The sequence below is a fragment of the Frondihabitans sp. GW821-FHT04F02 genome (assembly GCF_059420045.1).
Genome location: NZ_JBWKSZ010000004.1, coordinates 241,074 through 255,051, shown reverse-complemented (window position 1 = coordinate 255,051; position 13,978 = coordinate 241,074). Strand labels below are relative to the sequence as shown.

General features: G+C 71.2%; 17 protein-coding genes. 8 read left to right on the top strand and 9 right to left on the bottom strand.

Annotation, left to right across the window (positions count from 1 at the left end; translation table 11 throughout):
• Nucleotides 1-11: 11 nt before the first annotated feature.
• The gene (locus tag AC07TY_RS12800) at nucleotides 12-989 is read right to left on the bottom strand and encodes a glycosyltransferase family 2 protein (protein ID WP_123506818.1); all 978 of its coding nucleotides are present in this window, start codon (nucleotides 987-989) and stop codon (nucleotides 12-14) included.
• The gene (locus tag AC07TY_RS12795; RefSeq protein WP_123506817.1) at nucleotides 986-1,831 is read right to left on the bottom strand and encodes a glycosyltransferase family 2 protein; all 846 of its coding nucleotides are present in this window, start codon (nucleotides 1,829-1,831) and stop codon (nucleotides 986-988) included. Before AC07TY_RS12795 ends, AC07TY_RS12800 begins: the two co-directional genes overlap by 4 nt.
• An 836-nt stretch (nucleotides 1,832-2,667) precedes the next feature.
• Between AC07TY_RS12795 and AC07TY_RS12790 the strand changes: the two genes are divergently transcribed.
• Nucleotides 2,668-3,696 (top strand): glycosyl hydrolase family 18 protein, encoded by a 1,029-nt coding sequence (locus AC07TY_RS12790; RefSeq protein ID WP_494785591.1) that lies wholly within the window; start codon nucleotides 2,668-2,670, stop codon nucleotides 3,694-3,696.
• A 95-nt stretch (nucleotides 3,697-3,791) separates the two neighbouring features.
• On the top strand, nucleotides 3,792-4,109 hold the full coding sequence (locus AC07TY_RS12785) for a DUF6504 family protein (RefSeq protein ID WP_370454108.1): 318 nt from the start codon (nucleotides 3,792-3,794) through the stop codon (nucleotides 4,107-4,109).
• Between the two features lie 62 nt (nucleotides 4,110-4,171).
• On the opposite strand, the gene AC07TY_RS12780 is transcribed toward AC07TY_RS12785, so the two are convergent.
• Both AC07TY_RS12780 and AC07TY_RS12775 read right to left on the bottom strand, forming a co-directional pair.
• Nucleotides 4,172-4,777, bottom strand: coding sequence for a GNAT family N-acetyltransferase (locus AC07TY_RS12780; RefSeq protein ID WP_123506815.1), 606 nt, complete (start codon nucleotides 4,775-4,777; stop codon nucleotides 4,172-4,174).
• Nucleotides 4,778-5,028: 251 nt separating this feature from the next.
• Nucleotides 5,029-5,736 carry a ScbR family autoregulator-binding transcription factor gene (locus tag AC07TY_RS12775; protein WP_494785590.1) on the bottom strand — a complete coding sequence of 236 codons (708 nt, stop codon included), beginning with the start codon at nucleotides 5,734-5,736 and terminating at the stop codon, nucleotides 5,029-5,031.
• Nucleotides 5,737-5,922: 186 nt separating this feature from the next.
• On the opposite strand from AC07TY_RS12775, the gene AC07TY_RS12770 reads away from it, so the two are divergent.
• Nucleotides 5,923-7,017, top strand: a complete 1,095-nt coding sequence (locus tag AC07TY_RS12770; RefSeq protein ID WP_494785589.1) for a glycerate kinase — start codon at nucleotides 5,923-5,925, stop codon at nucleotides 7,015-7,017.
• 20 nt (nucleotides 7,018-7,037) lie between these two features.
• On the opposite strand, the gene AC07TY_RS12765 is transcribed toward AC07TY_RS12770, so the two are convergent.
• Nucleotides 7,038-8,120 (bottom strand): alkene reductase, encoded by a 1,083-nt coding sequence (locus AC07TY_RS12765; RefSeq protein ID WP_123506812.1) that lies wholly within the window; start codon nucleotides 8,118-8,120, stop codon nucleotides 7,038-7,040.
• Nucleotides 8,121-8,180: 60 nt separating this feature from the next.
• Between AC07TY_RS12765 and AC07TY_RS12760 the strand changes: the two genes are divergently transcribed.
• Complete coding sequence (locus AC07TY_RS12760; protein ID WP_494785588.1) at nucleotides 8,181-9,209, top strand: MBL fold metallo-hydrolase; 1,029 nt, start codon at nucleotides 8,181-8,183, stop codon at nucleotides 9,207-9,209.
• Here the strand turns inward: AC07TY_RS12760 and AC07TY_RS12755 are convergent.
• The 3 genes from AC07TY_RS12755 to AC07TY_RS12745 form a co-directional block, all read right to left on the bottom strand.
• Entirely contained in the window at nucleotides 9,206-10,423 is a 1,218-nt protein-coding gene (locus AC07TY_RS12755; protein WP_494785587.1) for a GAF domain-containing protein, read from the bottom strand. The genes AC07TY_RS12760 and AC07TY_RS12755 overlap by 4 nt on opposite strands.
• Before the next feature lie 94 nt (nucleotides 10,424-10,517).
• On the bottom strand, nucleotides 10,518-11,381 hold the full coding sequence (locus tag AC07TY_RS12750) for a GH25 family lysozyme (RefSeq protein ID WP_494785586.1): 864 nt from the start codon (nucleotides 11,379-11,381) through the stop codon (nucleotides 10,518-10,520).
• Nucleotides 11,382-11,414: 33 nt separating this feature from the next.
• Nucleotides 11,415-11,600, bottom strand: a complete 186-nt coding sequence (locus AC07TY_RS12745; RefSeq protein WP_123506810.1) for a PspC domain-containing protein — start codon at nucleotides 11,598-11,600, stop codon at nucleotides 11,415-11,417.
• An 81-nt stretch (nucleotides 11,601-11,681) separates the two neighbouring features.
• On the opposite strand from AC07TY_RS12745, the gene AC07TY_RS12740 reads away from it, so the two are divergent.
• Nucleotides 11,682-12,158: an SRPBCC family protein gene (locus AC07TY_RS12740; RefSeq protein ID WP_494785585.1), complete on the top strand. Its 477-nt coding sequence runs from the start codon at nucleotides 11,682-11,684 to the stop codon at nucleotides 12,156-12,158.
• Here the strand turns inward: AC07TY_RS12740 and AC07TY_RS12735 are convergent.
• On the bottom strand, nucleotides 12,155-12,652 hold the full coding sequence (locus AC07TY_RS12735) for a hypothetical protein (protein WP_494785584.1): 498 nt from the start codon (nucleotides 12,650-12,652) through the stop codon (nucleotides 12,155-12,157). The genes AC07TY_RS12740 and AC07TY_RS12735 overlap by 4 nt on opposite strands.
• Nucleotides 12,653-12,744: 92 nt before the next feature.
• On the opposite strand from AC07TY_RS12735, the gene AC07TY_RS12730 reads away from it, so the two are divergent.
• From AC07TY_RS12730 to AC07TY_RS12720, 3 genes are read left to right on the top strand one after another with little or no spacing between them, the layout of a single operon-like run.
• Complete coding sequence (locus AC07TY_RS12730; protein ID WP_494785583.1) at nucleotides 12,745-13,308, top strand: DUF6596 domain-containing protein; 564 nt, start codon at nucleotides 12,745-12,747, stop codon at nucleotides 13,306-13,308.
• On the top strand, nucleotides 13,305-13,544 hold the full coding sequence (locus AC07TY_RS12725) for a YciI family protein (protein WP_494785582.1): 240 nt from the start codon (nucleotides 13,305-13,307) through the stop codon (nucleotides 13,542-13,544). The genes AC07TY_RS12730 and AC07TY_RS12725 overlap by 4 nt, the downstream gene beginning before the upstream one ends.
• Before the next feature lie 33 nt (nucleotides 13,545-13,577).
• Complete coding sequence (locus AC07TY_RS12720; protein WP_488625304.1) at nucleotides 13,578-13,913, top strand: YciI family protein; 336 nt, start codon at nucleotides 13,578-13,580, stop codon at nucleotides 13,911-13,913.
• Nucleotides 13,914-13,978 lie beyond the last annotated feature (65 nt).

Below are 13,978 nucleotides of genomic sequence, written 5' to 3'. Positions count from 1 at the left end.
GCGCAGCGCGATCATCGTGCGACGACCGCGTGCCGCCGGATCTGCTTCGAGAGGGAGGGGGAGTCCGCTGCCGTGGCACCCGAGACCACGCCGACGGCGTAGCCGGCGATCGTCGCCGAGACGGTCAGCGCGATGGCCGCGGCGCGCCGGATGCCCCCGTCGCGGAACTCGCCGAGCTCTCGGAAGAACGCCTTGGGCAGCACGCGCGTCAGGTACGCCGACTCGCTCGAGAGGGAATCGGTCCGTCCGAGCGACCGGCTGAGCACGGCCTTCGAGACTCCCTCGTAGAACGAGCGGCGACGCAGATAGCGCCAGGTGCCCCGGTCGGCCGACACGCGGTGGTGCACGAGCGACATGGGTTCGTAGACGACCCGGGCAGCAGGATCCGCCTGGCGGATCCTGATGCACAGCTCGGTCTCCTCGCCGCCGAGCGGGACGTTGCCGACCCGGCCGACGGCCGACGAGAAGCCGCCGGCGGTGAGGATCGCCGCACGGCGGAACGCCATGGAGCAGCCGATCACGTTGCGGACGTCGGCCGTCTCGGTGGGGAGGCCGGTGTAGCTGCAGCCGACGATCCAGAGAAGCTCGTCCGGGTAGAGCCTCGGACCGCGCTCGTCGGGCCACACGGGCTGCGCGTGGCCGCCGACGCCGACGACGTGAACGTCGTCGAAGGCGTCCATCAGCCAGGTGAGCCAGTCGGCGTCGGCGATGGCATCGTCGTCGAGGAACGCGACGACCTCGCCGGTCGCGGCACGGACGCCGGTGTTGCGAGCGCCCGAGAGACCCCGGGCCTCGGTGTTCTCGAGGACGGTCAGGGTCGGCCAGCGGTCCTGCGCCATGCGGAGCAGCTCGGGCTCGTGGTCGATGACGACGACGACCTCGGTCGTGCCGCTCTGCAGGCGGGCCGACTCGACGGAGTCCTGGAGATCGTGCCAGCGGCGCTGAGTGTAGGCGCAGACGACGACGGTGACGGTGAGGGGGGCGCTCACGCGAGTTCGCGGTCGGACTGGATGCGGATCGGAGCGGTGACGGCGCCGATGAGCTCGCGCTCGGGGGCGGAGGCCGACGCGGTCGCGGCGGCGTAGGCGGAGTTGTCGCGGCGCTTCTCGTCGAAGATGGTCTTGAGCACGCGGATGCCGTCGCTGATGGCGTTGAGGTTCGACTCGCCGTGGATGCGGTTCTTCTCGAACGAGGGCACCTCGACGACGCGGAGCTCCGCCTGGGCGAAGCGGCAGGTCAGGATGGTCTCGATCTCGAAGCCGTCGCCCCACAGCATGCCGCCGCCCACGGGCGCCGGCAGCGACGAGTCGAGCAGGTCGATCGCGGGGAGCACGTCGCGCCAGAACGCGTTGTAGCCGTAGCAGAGGTCGGAGTACTTGGTTCCGAGCAGGATGTTGCAGATCAGGTTGAGGCCGAGGTTTCCGCCGGAGCGGAAGAGCGTCAGGTCTTCCGAGCCGCCGCCCCTGCGGAAGCGCGAGCCCTTGGCGACGTCGGCGCCCCTGACCAGGGTCTCGACGAACGCGGGGATCTCGGCCGGGTCGGCGGAGCCGTCGGCGTCGAACATGACGATGATGTCGCCGGTGGCCGCCTCGAAGCCGCAGGCCAGGGCGTTGCCCTTGCCCGTGCGGGTCTGCTGGACGATCTTGATGCCGGGCAGCACGCGCCGGGCCGCCTCCACGGTGCCGTCGACCGAGTTGCCGTCGACCAGGATGACCTCGTGCACGTCGGGGAGCTGGGGGAGGATCACCTCGAGGTTCTTCGCCTCGTTGCGAGTCGGAACGATGATCGAGATGGTCGGGTTTGCGGGGCGCAGGGGCGTGCGGACGATCATGGGGAACTGCCATTCGGGTAGGCGGATCAGGGGGGTGACTCATCCGCCGGTGAGGAGTCTGGGTGATTCGACCGGCAGATGTCGGGGCGGCCTTTCGGGTCGACCGCCCCTGTGACGGGCGAAGCCTTTCGGGAGGCTCCGTTCGTCTTCGGGTGTTGCCAAACTAGCCTCGTCCGGATCGAAGCGAGAACCCCCGCGTACGGGGGGTCCTTCACAGGGTTCTCGCCATCTGCGGGCCGTTTCGGTCCCCCGTTTGTCACCCGGTTCGTGGGCAACAGGGAGGACACCGGTGGTCCCCATGGAGGACACAGCTGTACCCCGGGCACATCTCGGCCGCCCGTGGTGTCGAACGCGGTTTTCCGGCACACTCGACGAGCGAGGAGATCACCGTGCCCCGCCCGCCCTCATCATCGAAATCAGGATCAATGCCGACCGCCGACTCGAGCCACCCGCCCGTCTGCCTGTGCGGGCACGTCGGAGAAGCCCACGAGCACTATCGGCGAGGCTCCGACTGCAGCCTGTGCGACTGCAAGCGCTACCGGCCGGCGCGGTAGGCGCGGTCTCCCGCAGTGCGGACACGGTCCCCCGTCGTGTCCTCCTTTCTGCCGACTGAAACGCGCTGTGTACCCCTGGCCCTGTGGATAGCCGAAGCGCAGGAACTGCGGGCGGCGTCCGTCGATCCACGGCGTCTGACCCCGAATCGGGGGCGGCCGCCCCGAGTTCCTGCGCCCCCTCTCGCCCCCCTCGGTCACCCGAACTGGGGGTAGTGGCAGGCGGCTCGGAGGCTCTGGACGCTCTGGGGGCGGCTCGCGAGGTAGTGCCAGTACCCTCGTCGCATGAACCATCGCTCGCGTTCCAGGGTCGTGCTCGCCGGGGTGGCGGCAGTGGCCCTGCTCCTAACGGCGGGCTGCTCGAGCAGCTCGGCCGACTCGCACGCCGCCAGCATCCCGGCCGGCCTGGCCGTCGAGGGCTACGGCACGGCGAGCGCGGCGACGTTGAAGGCGCTCGCGCGCGACACGGCCGCGATCGACACCGTGGGCATCTCGGGCGTCAGCCTCACCGCGGAGGGGGGCGGGGTCGCCGCGTCGTCCGAGGAGGCGCTGGCGATCCTGAAGAAGGCGCACGCCGACGGCAAGAAGGCCGAGCTGCTGATGAACAACATCGACCAGGCCAAGGGCGACTTCAGCGCCGAGATCGCGACGAAGATGCTGTCGAGCGAGGCGAACCGCGAGTTCGTCATCTCGGGCCTCGCAGGCGAGGTCGAGCACGGCGGCTACGACGGCGTCCAGCTCGACCTCGAGTACCTGTCGGCGGCGAACTCGGACGACCTGGTGTCGTTCGTGTCCGAGCTGCGCGCCGCCCTGCCGGCGAAGGCGACCATCTCGATGGCGCTCATGGCGTCCACGTCGCCGGACGCCTATGCAGCGGCGGGTTACGACCTGCCGTCGCTCACGGCCGACGTCGACCGCTTCGTGCTGATGGCCTACGACGAGCACGGCTCGGGTTTCAGCGAGGCCGGCCCCGTCGGCGGGCTCCCCTGGATGAAGGAGGCGGTCGCCGCGCTCACGAGCCTGGTGCCGGCGAAGAAGGTCGACCTCGGCGTCGCCGGCTACGGCTACACCTGGAAGACGAGCGGATCGGGCGGAGTCGTCACGCCGGCGCAGGCGCGATCAAAGGCCGGCACCCGCGCCAGCTGGGTGGCGGCGCAGGGCGAGTGGACCGCCAAGCTCGCCGACGGGACCGTGCTGTGGTGGTCGGACGGACGGTCGCTCACGACACGGGCCAACTACGCGAAGTCGATCGGCCTGCACGGGGTCGCCCTCTGGCAGATCTCGACCGGCGACCGGATCACGCGGGCCTCCTGACGCCGTCTCGAAACCCGTTTGGCGCGTCGCACCAATTCGACGTACGCTCTCCTCCTATCGAACATACGTTCGATTTTCTCGACGAGAGGAGCAGGGTGGACGTCATGACGCGGGTCGACGAACCGGTGACGGTGTGGGTCTCTGACACCGGCCTTCCCGAGCGGATCGTGTGGCGAGCGCGCCGATTCCGCGTGAGCGACACCCCCACTCGGCTGGCCCCGACGCAGCCCGGCTGGCACGGCGAGGCCGGCTGGCAGAACGAGGCCGCATTCGACCCCGCGATCACGCACCCGCCCGAGCCCCGCGAGTCGTGGCGATTCCAGGCCACGGCCGAGACCGGCGAGAGCCTCGTGTTCGACGTGGCCCTGGATCGCTATGCCGCGCGCTGGCGCCTGCTCCGCACCTACCTCTGAACCGCATTTCAGCGTCCGGTTCCGGCCGCCTCGGCTGGCCGGCGGCGACCTCGGGCGGAGAGTCAGCGGGGCGAGCGGGCGGCGGCCAAGCGCTGGATCAGCGACTGCCGGACGGTGGGCCACTCGCCGTCGATGATCGAGAAGACGACCGTGTCGCGGATCGTGCCGTCGGGCCAGACCTTGTGGTTGCGGAGGACGCCGTCCTGCTTGGCGCCGAGGCGGGCGACCGCGGCCCGCGACTGCTGGTTGTGCCAGTGCACCCGAAATTCAACGGCGATGCAGCCGAGCGATTCGAACGCGTGCCGCAGCAGCAGCAGCTTCGCCTCCGTGTTGATCCCGGTGCGCTGGAACTCGCGCCCGATCCAGGTGGAGCCGATCTCGAGGCGGCGATTGGCCGGCTCGAGGTTCAGCACCGTCGTGATGCCGACAGCATGGCCGGTGCGGTTGTCGACGATCGCCCACGGCACCGACTGTCCGGCGGCGTGGAGGGCCAGCCGAGCGTCGATGTCGTCTGCCATGGTCTCGGGAGCGGCGATGTGCGTGGCGTACCAGGTCGTCCAGAGCTCGCCCGCGGCCACCGCTTCGGCCAGATCCGCGGCGTGCTCCGGCGACAGCGGCGCGAGGGTGACCAGGTCGCCGGTCAGAGTGGGGCGGGCCGTGAAGTCCATGCGACGACCCTAGAGGACGACGCGCCGACCCGCAGTGGGGAGAGAGCGAGTTCGCCGCCGCGAGCCAGGCCTGCACCGACTTCGCAGCCGGTGCAGCCTGATCCCCACGGTATCGACCTCGCGAGCCGACACCAGCCGGCCCCTCCGTGCCGATTCAACGATCAAACCATACCGTCTGGTACTTTTCCAGACCGCCGAATGGAGGACACCCGTTCGGGGGGCTCGCCGGATGGGCTCGGGGTCAGATGGGGTCAGTGCCGGATGAGTGCGGGCAGCGCTGCGCACTCCTCGAGGCAGTCCGGCGACGAGATGCCCGGTAGCAGGAGCTCCCACATCTCGCGCACGCGGTCGAACAGGTCGACTCGCCCGTTCAGCGAGTTCGAGACGAGCTGCACGCCGGTGAAGGCGCCGACGACGAAGCGCGCCAGCTTGAGGGCGTCGAGGTCGGCCCTCAGCTCGCCGTCGTCGATCGCGCGCTGGAAGAGGTGGACGTAGAGGTCGGTCCAGGTCGCGTACGGCGCCTGGATCTCGAGCTGCGCCACGAGCTCCTCGGTCGTGAGCTTGACCCCGGCCGCGACGACCACATCGCTCACGATCTGCTGCACCAGGTTGCGGTTGAGGCGGATGAGCGTCTCGACGGGCGGAGCTCCTGCGTCGAGGATCTCCCTGGCGCTCTCTGTCGTCATCCGGAGCTCTTCGGCGATGACGGCGTTGGCCAGGTCGCGCTTCGACGCGAAGTGGAAGTACAGGGCCCCCTTCGTCACGCCGGCCTCGACCGCGACGACGTCGAGAGTCGTGCGGGCGTACCCGCGCTCGGCGAAGATCGTCGCCGCGGCCAGGACGATGGCCGCCTGCGTGGCCTGGGCGCGCTCCTGGCGAGGCTTCTCGAGGGGCGGCGGCGACGTGAGGAGCTCGCGCTCGGCCGGCGTCTCTGGAGAGGGGGTGGAGTCTTTCGGCACGGTGATCGCCGTCGTCTTTCTCTTGCAGCAGCCCCCGCCCGCAGGCTCGGCTGCGCGCTTTTCATGTTAACCGCGGACGAACCTGTACGCCGCCGTTTCTGCCTGGTCGAGTGTCCGAACGGGCGCAAACGGATGTCCGTGCTGAACACGAGACCGTGGAGCCTTCGGATAGGGCAGTGTCGAACCATGAAGATCGTCGTGGCTCCGGACTCGTTCAAGGGCAGCGCGACGGCGCGAGAGGTCGCCGAGGCGATCGCGCGCGGCTGGCGGAGCCGCCGCGATGACGAGCTCGTGCTGCTCCCGCTCGCGGACGGCGGCGAGGGAACGCTCGCCGCATTCGAGTCGTCCGTCGCCGGGAGCATCCGGCACCGAGTGACCGTGACCGGTCCCGACGGAGCCCCCGTCGACGCATCGTGGCTGATGCTCCCCGACGGGACGGCCGTCGTCGAGCTGGCGACGACGAGCGGCATCACCCTGCTCAGCGAGGGCGGCCTCCTCCCCCTCGACGCCACGGGACGCGGCTTCGGCGAGGCCATCGCCGACGCGCTGGCCGCCGGCGCAAGCCGCCTCCTGCTCGCCGTGGGCTCCAGCTGCTCGACCGACGGCGGTGCCGGAGCCCTGCAGGCGCTCGGCGCCCGGCTCGACGACGCCCACGGGAACCCGATCCGACCGGGCGCGCGAGGGCTCGCCGACCTCGCGTCCGTCGATCTGACCGCGATGCTGGCGGTGCCGACGCGGGGTGCGATCGTGGTGTCGGACGTCGCGAACCCGCTGCTCGGGCCGGACGGCGCTGCAGCGGTGTTCGGACCGCAGAAGGGAGCGACGGCCGACGACGTCGAGGCGATGGACGCGGGGCTCGCCCACTACGCGGGGCTGCTCCCGGCGTCGGCGGAGGCGGCCGGTGCGGGCGCGGCGGGCGGCACGTCGTTCGGCCTGCTCGCGTGGGGGGCGACGCTCGAGCCGGGCGCGGGCGTCGTGGCCGACGCCGTCGGCCTCGAGGCCGCCCTCGACGGCGCCGACCTGATCATCACGGGCGAGGGCAGGTACGACGCCCAGTCGGCACAGGGAAAGCTGCCCTCGCACGTGGCCGGGCTCGCGCACGCGCGAGGGGTGCCCGTAGCCCTGGTCGCCGGATCGATCGACGCGCGGACGGACGAGTTCGTCGCCGCGGTGGCCCTCGCCGAGCTCGAGGGATCCGTCGAGGCCGCGATCGCGCACGGCGAGGCCGCGCTCGAGCGCGCGGGCGCAGCCCTGGCGGCGGGGTTCGACGGGGCCGCCTGACCTTCCTGCGTCCTATCGCACTACGCGCGCGACGACTCCAGCACGGGGTAGTCGGTGTAGCCCTCGGCGCCCGCGCCGTAGAACGTCGCGGGGTTGGGCTCGTTGACCTCGGCCTCGGACTCCCAGCGCTCGACGAGGTCGGGGTTGGCGATCGCGAGCCGGCCGATCGCGACTGCGTCGGCGTGCGTCGCCTCGACGAGGTGGATCGCCTCGTCGCGCGTCGTGATCTCGGAGAAGCCGGAGTTCACGATGTACGCACCGCCGAAGCGCTCGTGCAGGTCGCGGACGAGCTCGCTGTCGAGGTCGGCGCGCAGGATCGACACGTAGGCGAGGCCGAGCGGCTCGAGGGCGTCCATGAGGACGCCGTAGGTGGCGTGCACGTCGGCCTCGTCGACCTCCGCGATGCCCTGGATGTTGTGCGCCGGCGAGATGCGGATGCCGGTGCGGCCCGCGCCGATCGCCTCGCGGATCGCCTTCGTCACCTCGATGACGAACCGGGCGCGGTTCTCGGGGCTGCCGCCGTACTGGTCGTCGCGCGCGTTCGACACCGGCGACAGGAACTCGTGCAGCAGGTAGCCGTTGGCCGAGTGCACCTCGACGCCGTCGAAGCCGGCGCGGATGGCGTTGCGGGCGGCCAGCACGAGCTGGTCGCGGACCTCCGACAGCTCGTCGGTCGAGAGCGCGTGCGGAACCGGGAACGCCTTCTTGCCGACGGGTGTGTGCGCCTCGCCGTCGATGGCGACGGCGCTCGGGCCGACGATGCGGTCCGTGCCGGTGATCTCGGTGTGCGAGACGCGACCGCCGTGCATCAGCTGGAGCACGATCTGCCCGCCCCGCGCGTGGACGGCGGCGGTGACGAGCTGCCAGGCCTCGACCTGCTCGTCGGTCTCGATGCCGGGCTGGCCCGGGTAGGCCTTGCCCTCCTGCACGGGCCAGACGCCCTCGCTCACGATGAGGCCGAAGCCGGCGCGCTGCGCGTAGTACTCGACGACCAGGGGGCCGGGAACGCCGCTCTCGCTGGAGCGGAGACGCGTGAGCGGAGCCATGACGACGCGGTTTGCGAGCTGAAGATCGCCGAAGGCGGCGGGCGTGAACAAGTCCATTCCGCCGAGTTTAGGCGAGGCTCCTGACACCTGTCGTCCGCGTGCTCGTACTCTGGCGACGTGCAGCCCACCAGTACCGCGCAGTTCGACGCCTTCGAGCGCGGCGGCGCCCCCGAGCTGGAGGCCGTCCGCGACGACGTCTGGGCCCTCGGCCAGCCGATGCCCGGCGAGCGCCTCCCCGCCTCCCTCCTCTACATCGTCCGCGATGCGCAGCGCGGACTCCACGTGATCGACCCGGGTACCGGCACCGACGACAACTGGGTCCGCTTCGTCGACGCGCTGACGCGGATCGGCGCCGTTCCCGCCGACGTGGCCACGGTGACCGCGACGCACCTGCACGCCGACCACCTCGGCATGGCCGAGCGCCTCCGAGCCGAGACGGGAGCGGCGGTGCAGCTGCACGGGGCCGAGGCGGCCGCGGTGCGCAGGCTCGCCGACGGGAGGCCGACCCCGGCGGACGCGCGGTCGCGGGCGGCGGGGTGGGGCGTGCCGGAGGCGCGAGTTCCTGCGCTCGAAGCGGTGGCCGAAGCCGCGCCCGCAGTCGTCGCTCCGGAGGTCGACCGGCTGCTCGCCGACGGAGACCGCCTCGAGATCGCCGGGTTCGACCTGCGGGTGGTCCACACGCCGGGGCACACTCCCGGACACCTCTGCCTCTACGAGCCCGACCGCCGCCTCGTGCTCACCGGCGACCACGTGCTGCCGATCACCGTCTCGGGCCTGGGGCTCGGCGGGCCCTCGAGCACGAACCCGCTCGCCGACTTCCTCGCGAGCATCGACCGGGTGGAGTCGCTCGATGAGCAGGCGGCGCAGGAACTCGAGGCCCTCCCCGGCCACGGCTACCGCTTCACGGGCCTGGGCCCGCGTGCCCGGGCCTGCGCCGAGCACCACCTCCGCCGTACGCGCGAGGTCGCCGGGCTCGAGGCCGCGTCGCCGGGCCTCAGCACCTGGGAGCTCGCATCGCGTCTCACCTGGACCGGCGGCTTCGCGAGCCTCGACGGGTTCACGCTGTGGTCGGCGCTGCAGCAGGCCGAGATGCATCGCGACTACGTCGCGGCCGGGCTCGATGCGTCTGGGGAGGCGAGCGGCTAGGCGTGGAGGGGGACCACGCTCTGCGCCAGCTCCCGCTGCACTGCCAGGGCCAGCTCGCGGAGGAGCACCAGGTCGACGCTGTCGGCGAGGCGAGGCTGGGGATCGGTGACGCAGAGAGCGCCGATGCGGAGCCCGCCAGGGCCCTCGATCGGGTAGCCGGCGTAGAAGCGCACGGACGGGTGCGTGACGAAGCGGTCGTCCGACCAGACGTCGGGCACGATGAACGGGCCGGTCCCTCGGATGGTCTCGGCGCACATGGCACCGCGGAGCGGGAACTCGACGACGCCGTCGCCCGAGATCGACTTGTTCCACACCCGGTCGTCGTCGACCACCGAGAATGCGGCGCCCGAGGCGGCCAGGAGGATGCGGGCGCGCTCGACGATGTCGTCGAAGCGCTTCTCGGCCGGCGAGTCGAGGATCCCGAGGCGGTGGATGGCGCGCAGGCGGTCCTCGTCGCTCTGCGGCGACGTGCGAAGGGGACAGGCCTCGCGACCCGTCTGGAACTGCGCGTCGAGCGGCTCGACGAGGTGGGCCGCGAGGGTCGAGGCCATGCCGCGGAAGAGGTCGGTGGCGCTGGTGCTGCGAAGGGCGTCTCCGGTCGCGTCGCCGGCGTGATCGGACATCGTGACGAAGCGGACGCCGGGGAGGCTCTCGCAGACGGACGCGCCGATCGCGTTGAGACGATCGGCGTGGCGGTCGAGAGCGCTGCCCTTCTTGAGCGAGAACAGGCCGAGCGACGAGGGGCGGTGGATCGCGACCAGGGCGATCTCGGCTCCCTCGTGGCGGTGCGCGATCAGGAGAGAGAGGAGTCCGCGGAGGTCCCTCTCGTACCGGGCCGGCGAGGTCATGCGGAGCGCATCGCTCAGGCCGAGGGCGACGACCATCGCGTCGTACGACACGAGGCGCGCCACGGGCACCGCACGGGTGGCGGTCGCCGTGATCATCGTCGGATCGGCGACGAGGTCGACGTCGCTGCCGCGGCCGGTGAGGTTCGAGACCTGGCGCGCGAGCTGACCCGGAAGAGCGAGGTCGTGGCTGCGGACTCCCCAGCCGACGGCTGCACCGTTGCCGAAGATCAGGATGCGGTCGGGGTCGACGCCGGGCGCGTGCGCCCACGGGGCGTCGTCCGGGCGCGGCAGCGTGAGCCGGCCCCCCACACCCGCGAAACGCCCCCGGAAGAAGGGGAGAGCGAGAGAGTGGAGCAGAGACAGCACGACGGGGTCCGATCTGAGTGGAATACGACTCCTCGACTATCACCCGCGGGCGAGGCGAGCACAACACCCCCGTGCCGGGGGTGAAAGAGTCGTTTCACCCGTGGGTGAGCGGACCCGGCCCGGGCACCAGCCCCGAAGTGGTGTCGAACTGCAGGCGGGCGAGCGCGCGGAGCTCGTCGAGGGTGCCCGCGAAGAGGTCCTCGTCCGAGGCGGGGGTGTCGTCCTTCTTGCCGGTCGTGATCCCGGCGTACCGGCTGCCGGTGCTGGTGTACTGCCAGATGGTCCACGACGGCCAGCTCGCGGGCAGGTCGCCGGCGCCGCCCGCGACGTCGGAGACGTACCGGGCGAGGAAGAGCTGCGTGCCGTCGAAGACCCCGCTGTCGGCCGTGCAGCGCTTCCACCAGTCGGTCGTCGTGTAGAGGAGCGGCACACGGCCCGTCAGCCCCGTCACCGTGTCGGTGAACTGCCGCACCCACAGCACCATCTGCTTCGGGCTCAGCCCCCAGCAGGAGTCCGTGCCGTCGGCCGCCGCGTACGGGTTGTACTCGAGGTCGAGCAGCGGCGGCAGGGTGGTGTCGCCGTCGACGCGACCGCCGCCGAGGCCGTCGAGCGCGGCGACGAAGTACTCCGCCTGCGCGACCGCGGTCGACACGTTCGGCTTCGCGAAGTGGAACGCCCCGCGGATCACGCCCGCCTTCTTCGCCTTCGTGTACTGCGTCGCGAACCGGGCGCTGGTGTAGTGCACGCCCTCGGTGGCCTTGATGTAGGCGAAGCGGGCCCCCTTGGCGTAGGCCTCCTCGAAGTCGACGCCGTGCTGGTAGGCGCTGACGTCGAGGCCCGGGACGGTGGGGCCGGCGGCGGAGGGATCAGTTCCTGCGCCCGCGGCTCTCGAGGGCGGCGCGGAGGGAGAAGGGGGCAGGAACTGGGTGGACCCGGTCGCGCCCAGAACGATCGCCACGCTCAGCGCGACGGCGACACGACCTCGCACCGATCACTTGGCCTTCGGGATCAGGATCCACAGGACGATGTAGAGCAGGAACTGCGGCCCCGGCAGGATGATCGAGACGACGAAGAGAAGCCGGACCAGGAAGCGACTCCACCGGAACCGGTCGGCGATGGCGGCGCACACACCGGCGATGACGGTGCCGCGCTTCGGTCGGACGAGGGTCGCGCTCATGCATCGAGTCTGCACGCATCGGCTGACCGTCGCCCGGAACGGCTCGCCTGCCGGTCTGTGCATCGGCTCCGAACCCCCTGCATGTCCACATCCGCCACCGCGAGCGCACATGCCACGGCCGCCGCGCCCCTCGAGCACACCTGGGGAGTCGCGACGCCACTGACCCCCGTCGGCTTCTACCCGAAGTCGGGGCCTCTGCCCGCGGTGGTCGAGGTCCGCGATCAGACCGGGCCGTGGGACGGCGTCGGGCAGACGCGGCAGCTGATGCTGTCGGACGGCGGCAGCGTCGTCGAGACGACCGTGCGCGTCGACCGGCCGAGCGCGTTCGTGTACGAGCTGAGCGAGTTCCAGAAGCTGTTCGGGCACCTCGTGTCGGGCGCTCGGGCCGAGTGGTTCTACACGCCCGACGGCGGCGGCACGCGCATCGACTGGACGTACACGTTCTTCGCGAAGCCCGGCGCGGGCCTCATGCTGCGCGGCATCGTGCGGTTCTTCTGGGCGCCGTACATGCGGACCGTGCTGCGCGGGATCGTGGCGGAGGTCGAGCGGCGCCGCTAGCCGTGCGCCAGCAGCTCCAGCCCGACCACGACGACACCGAGCACGACCTCCGCGAGCAGCACGATCAGCTTCTGCCACGCGGGCAGGCGCACGCGCCGCACGGCCAGGAACCCGACCAGGGCCAGGGTCGCGATGAGCACGACCATGGCCGCCGTCAGCGCGGTCGGCGTGCTCAGGACGCCGAGCGCCGCCAGCCCGAGGAAGATCAGCGGCAGGACGACGACGCCGATGGAACCGATGCTGACCGACACCATGTGACGGAGCTCTGAGGCCGTCGGCATGAGCGCGTGCACGGTGATGTGGCTGATGAGGTCGGCGACGAACACGGCGAGCAGCGTGCCGACGACGGCGATCAGGAGGGTCGTCGCCGCGGTGCCCGGCGAGGTCTCGTCGGCGTGCGACTGGAGCGCCACGACGACGGCGAGGCTCGTGAAGGTGACGTAGATGCGCTCTTTGAGGCTCTCGGCGCGGTCTTCGGCAGTCGTGTCGGTCACTCGTCAAGCCTAGGCGGGCGCGTGACGCACCATTTCGCCGACGGTGTCGATCTGCGACCATGTCGTTCGACGCCTTCGTGAGACGGTTCGGTGTGAGCACCGCCGCTCGACGACGGGAGGCCGACATGGGCGAGGACGCGAGGGCAGCGGTGGTCGACGTGTGGCGCGCCGAGTCGGCCCGGGTGGTCGGTGCGCTGGTGCGGTTCACGCGCGAGCCGGAGGTCCACGGCCTGGTCGCTCTGATGGCGTTCCAGACGTCGCGGTTCGCGGCCCGAGTGTCGGCGGGAGGTGACGCGATCCTGCTCGACGATCAGGACCGCGCACTCTGGGATCACCGACTCATCACCGAGGGGGCCACCGCGCTCGCCCGCTCGGATGCCCTCCGCCGTGGCCGCGGCACGATCGCCCTCCAGGCCGCCATCGCCGAGGTCCATACCACCGCGGTCGCCTCCTATGGGATCGCCGCCGAGCTGACGAGGAATGACCGCGAGCGCGAGACGCTCCGTCGCCTCGCCGACGAGTTGTCCACCGAGTTGTCCACAGGCCCTTCCACAGGCCTTTCCACAGGCGCTGCGGCGAGTTCCACACATTCCCCCACAGGGTTATCCACAGGTCGTAAACCCGTGGATCCCGCACAGAATCAGGAGTCCCGATGAAGTTCCTCCTCCTCATCCACAACGATCACGCCGAACTCGTGGCCGGGCTCCCGCCCGAGCGCGAGGCGGCATACACAGCCGCCCACGGCGCGCTGATCGGGGACCTGATGGCGTCGGGCGAGTTCATCGACACGAACGAGCTCGACGTCGCCGACCTGGATCGTGCGACGGCCATCGCCGCCCGCCTGGCCGAGGCCCGCTACAGCCCGGTCGAGGTGCGGCAGCTCCTGCACTGACTCCCCAGCCATCCCCACCGAAAGGACTCACCCATGCAGTACCTCCTCCTGATCTGCGACGACCCCGAGGCCGAGACGTACGACCCGGCCCAGGACACCATCGGCGACTGGGTCGCCGATAACGACGCGAACGGCCGCACCATCACCGGCAACCGGCTCCGCCCGCCGGCCGACGCGAAGACCGTCCGGGTCCGCGGCGACGAGACACTCATCACCGACGGACCCTTCGCCGAGACCCGCGAGACGATCGCCGGCTTCGACCTGCTCGAGTGCGGCTCGCTCGCAGAGGCCCTCGACGTGGCGGCCCGGCACCCGATGGCGCGGTTCGGGCGGGTCGAGGTGCGCGCGGTGTGGCCGTTCGAGGGGTGAGCGCCGGGGCCTGAGGGCGCAGGAACTCGCGGCCCGTCGGCGGGCCGCCCGTTCCTGCGCCCGCT

Excerpts from the sequence above, each read along its gene's own strand:
- AC07TY_RS12795 (WP_123506817.1), bottom strand. The coding sequence starts at position 1,831 with ATGATCGTCCGCACGCCCCTGCGCCCCGCAAACCCGACCATCTCGATC.
- AC07TY_RS12780 (WP_123506815.1), bottom strand. The coding sequence starts at position 4,777 with ATGGACTTCACGGCCCGCCCCACTCTGACCGGCGACCTGGTCACCCTC.
- AC07TY_RS12790 (WP_494785591.1), top strand. The coding sequence starts at position 2,668 with ATGAACCATCGCTCGCGTTCCAGGGTCGTGCTCGCCGGGGTGGCGGCA.
- AC07TY_RS12745 (WP_123506810.1), bottom strand. The coding sequence starts at position 11,600 with ATGAGCGCGACCCTCGTCCGACCGAAGCGCGGCACCGTCATCGCCGGT.
- AC07TY_RS12765 (WP_123506812.1), bottom strand. The coding sequence starts at position 8,120 with ATGGACTTGTTCACGCCCGCCGCCTTCGGCGATCTTCAGCTCGCAAAC.
- AC07TY_RS12725 (WP_494785582.1), top strand. The coding sequence starts at position 13,305 with ATGAAGTTCCTCCTCCTCATCCACAACGATCACGCCGAACTCGTGGCC.
- AC07TY_RS12770 (WP_494785589.1), top strand. The coding sequence starts at position 5,923 with ATGAAGATCGTCGTGGCTCCGGACTCGTTCAAGGGCAGCGCGACGGCG.
- AC07TY_RS12720 (WP_488625304.1), top strand. The coding sequence starts at position 13,578 with ATGCAGTACCTCCTCCTGATCTGCGACGACCCCGAGGCCGAGACGTAC.
- AC07TY_RS12740 (WP_494785585.1), top strand. The coding sequence starts at position 11,682 with ATGTCCACATCCGCCACCGCGAGCGCACATGCCACGGCCGCCGCGCCC.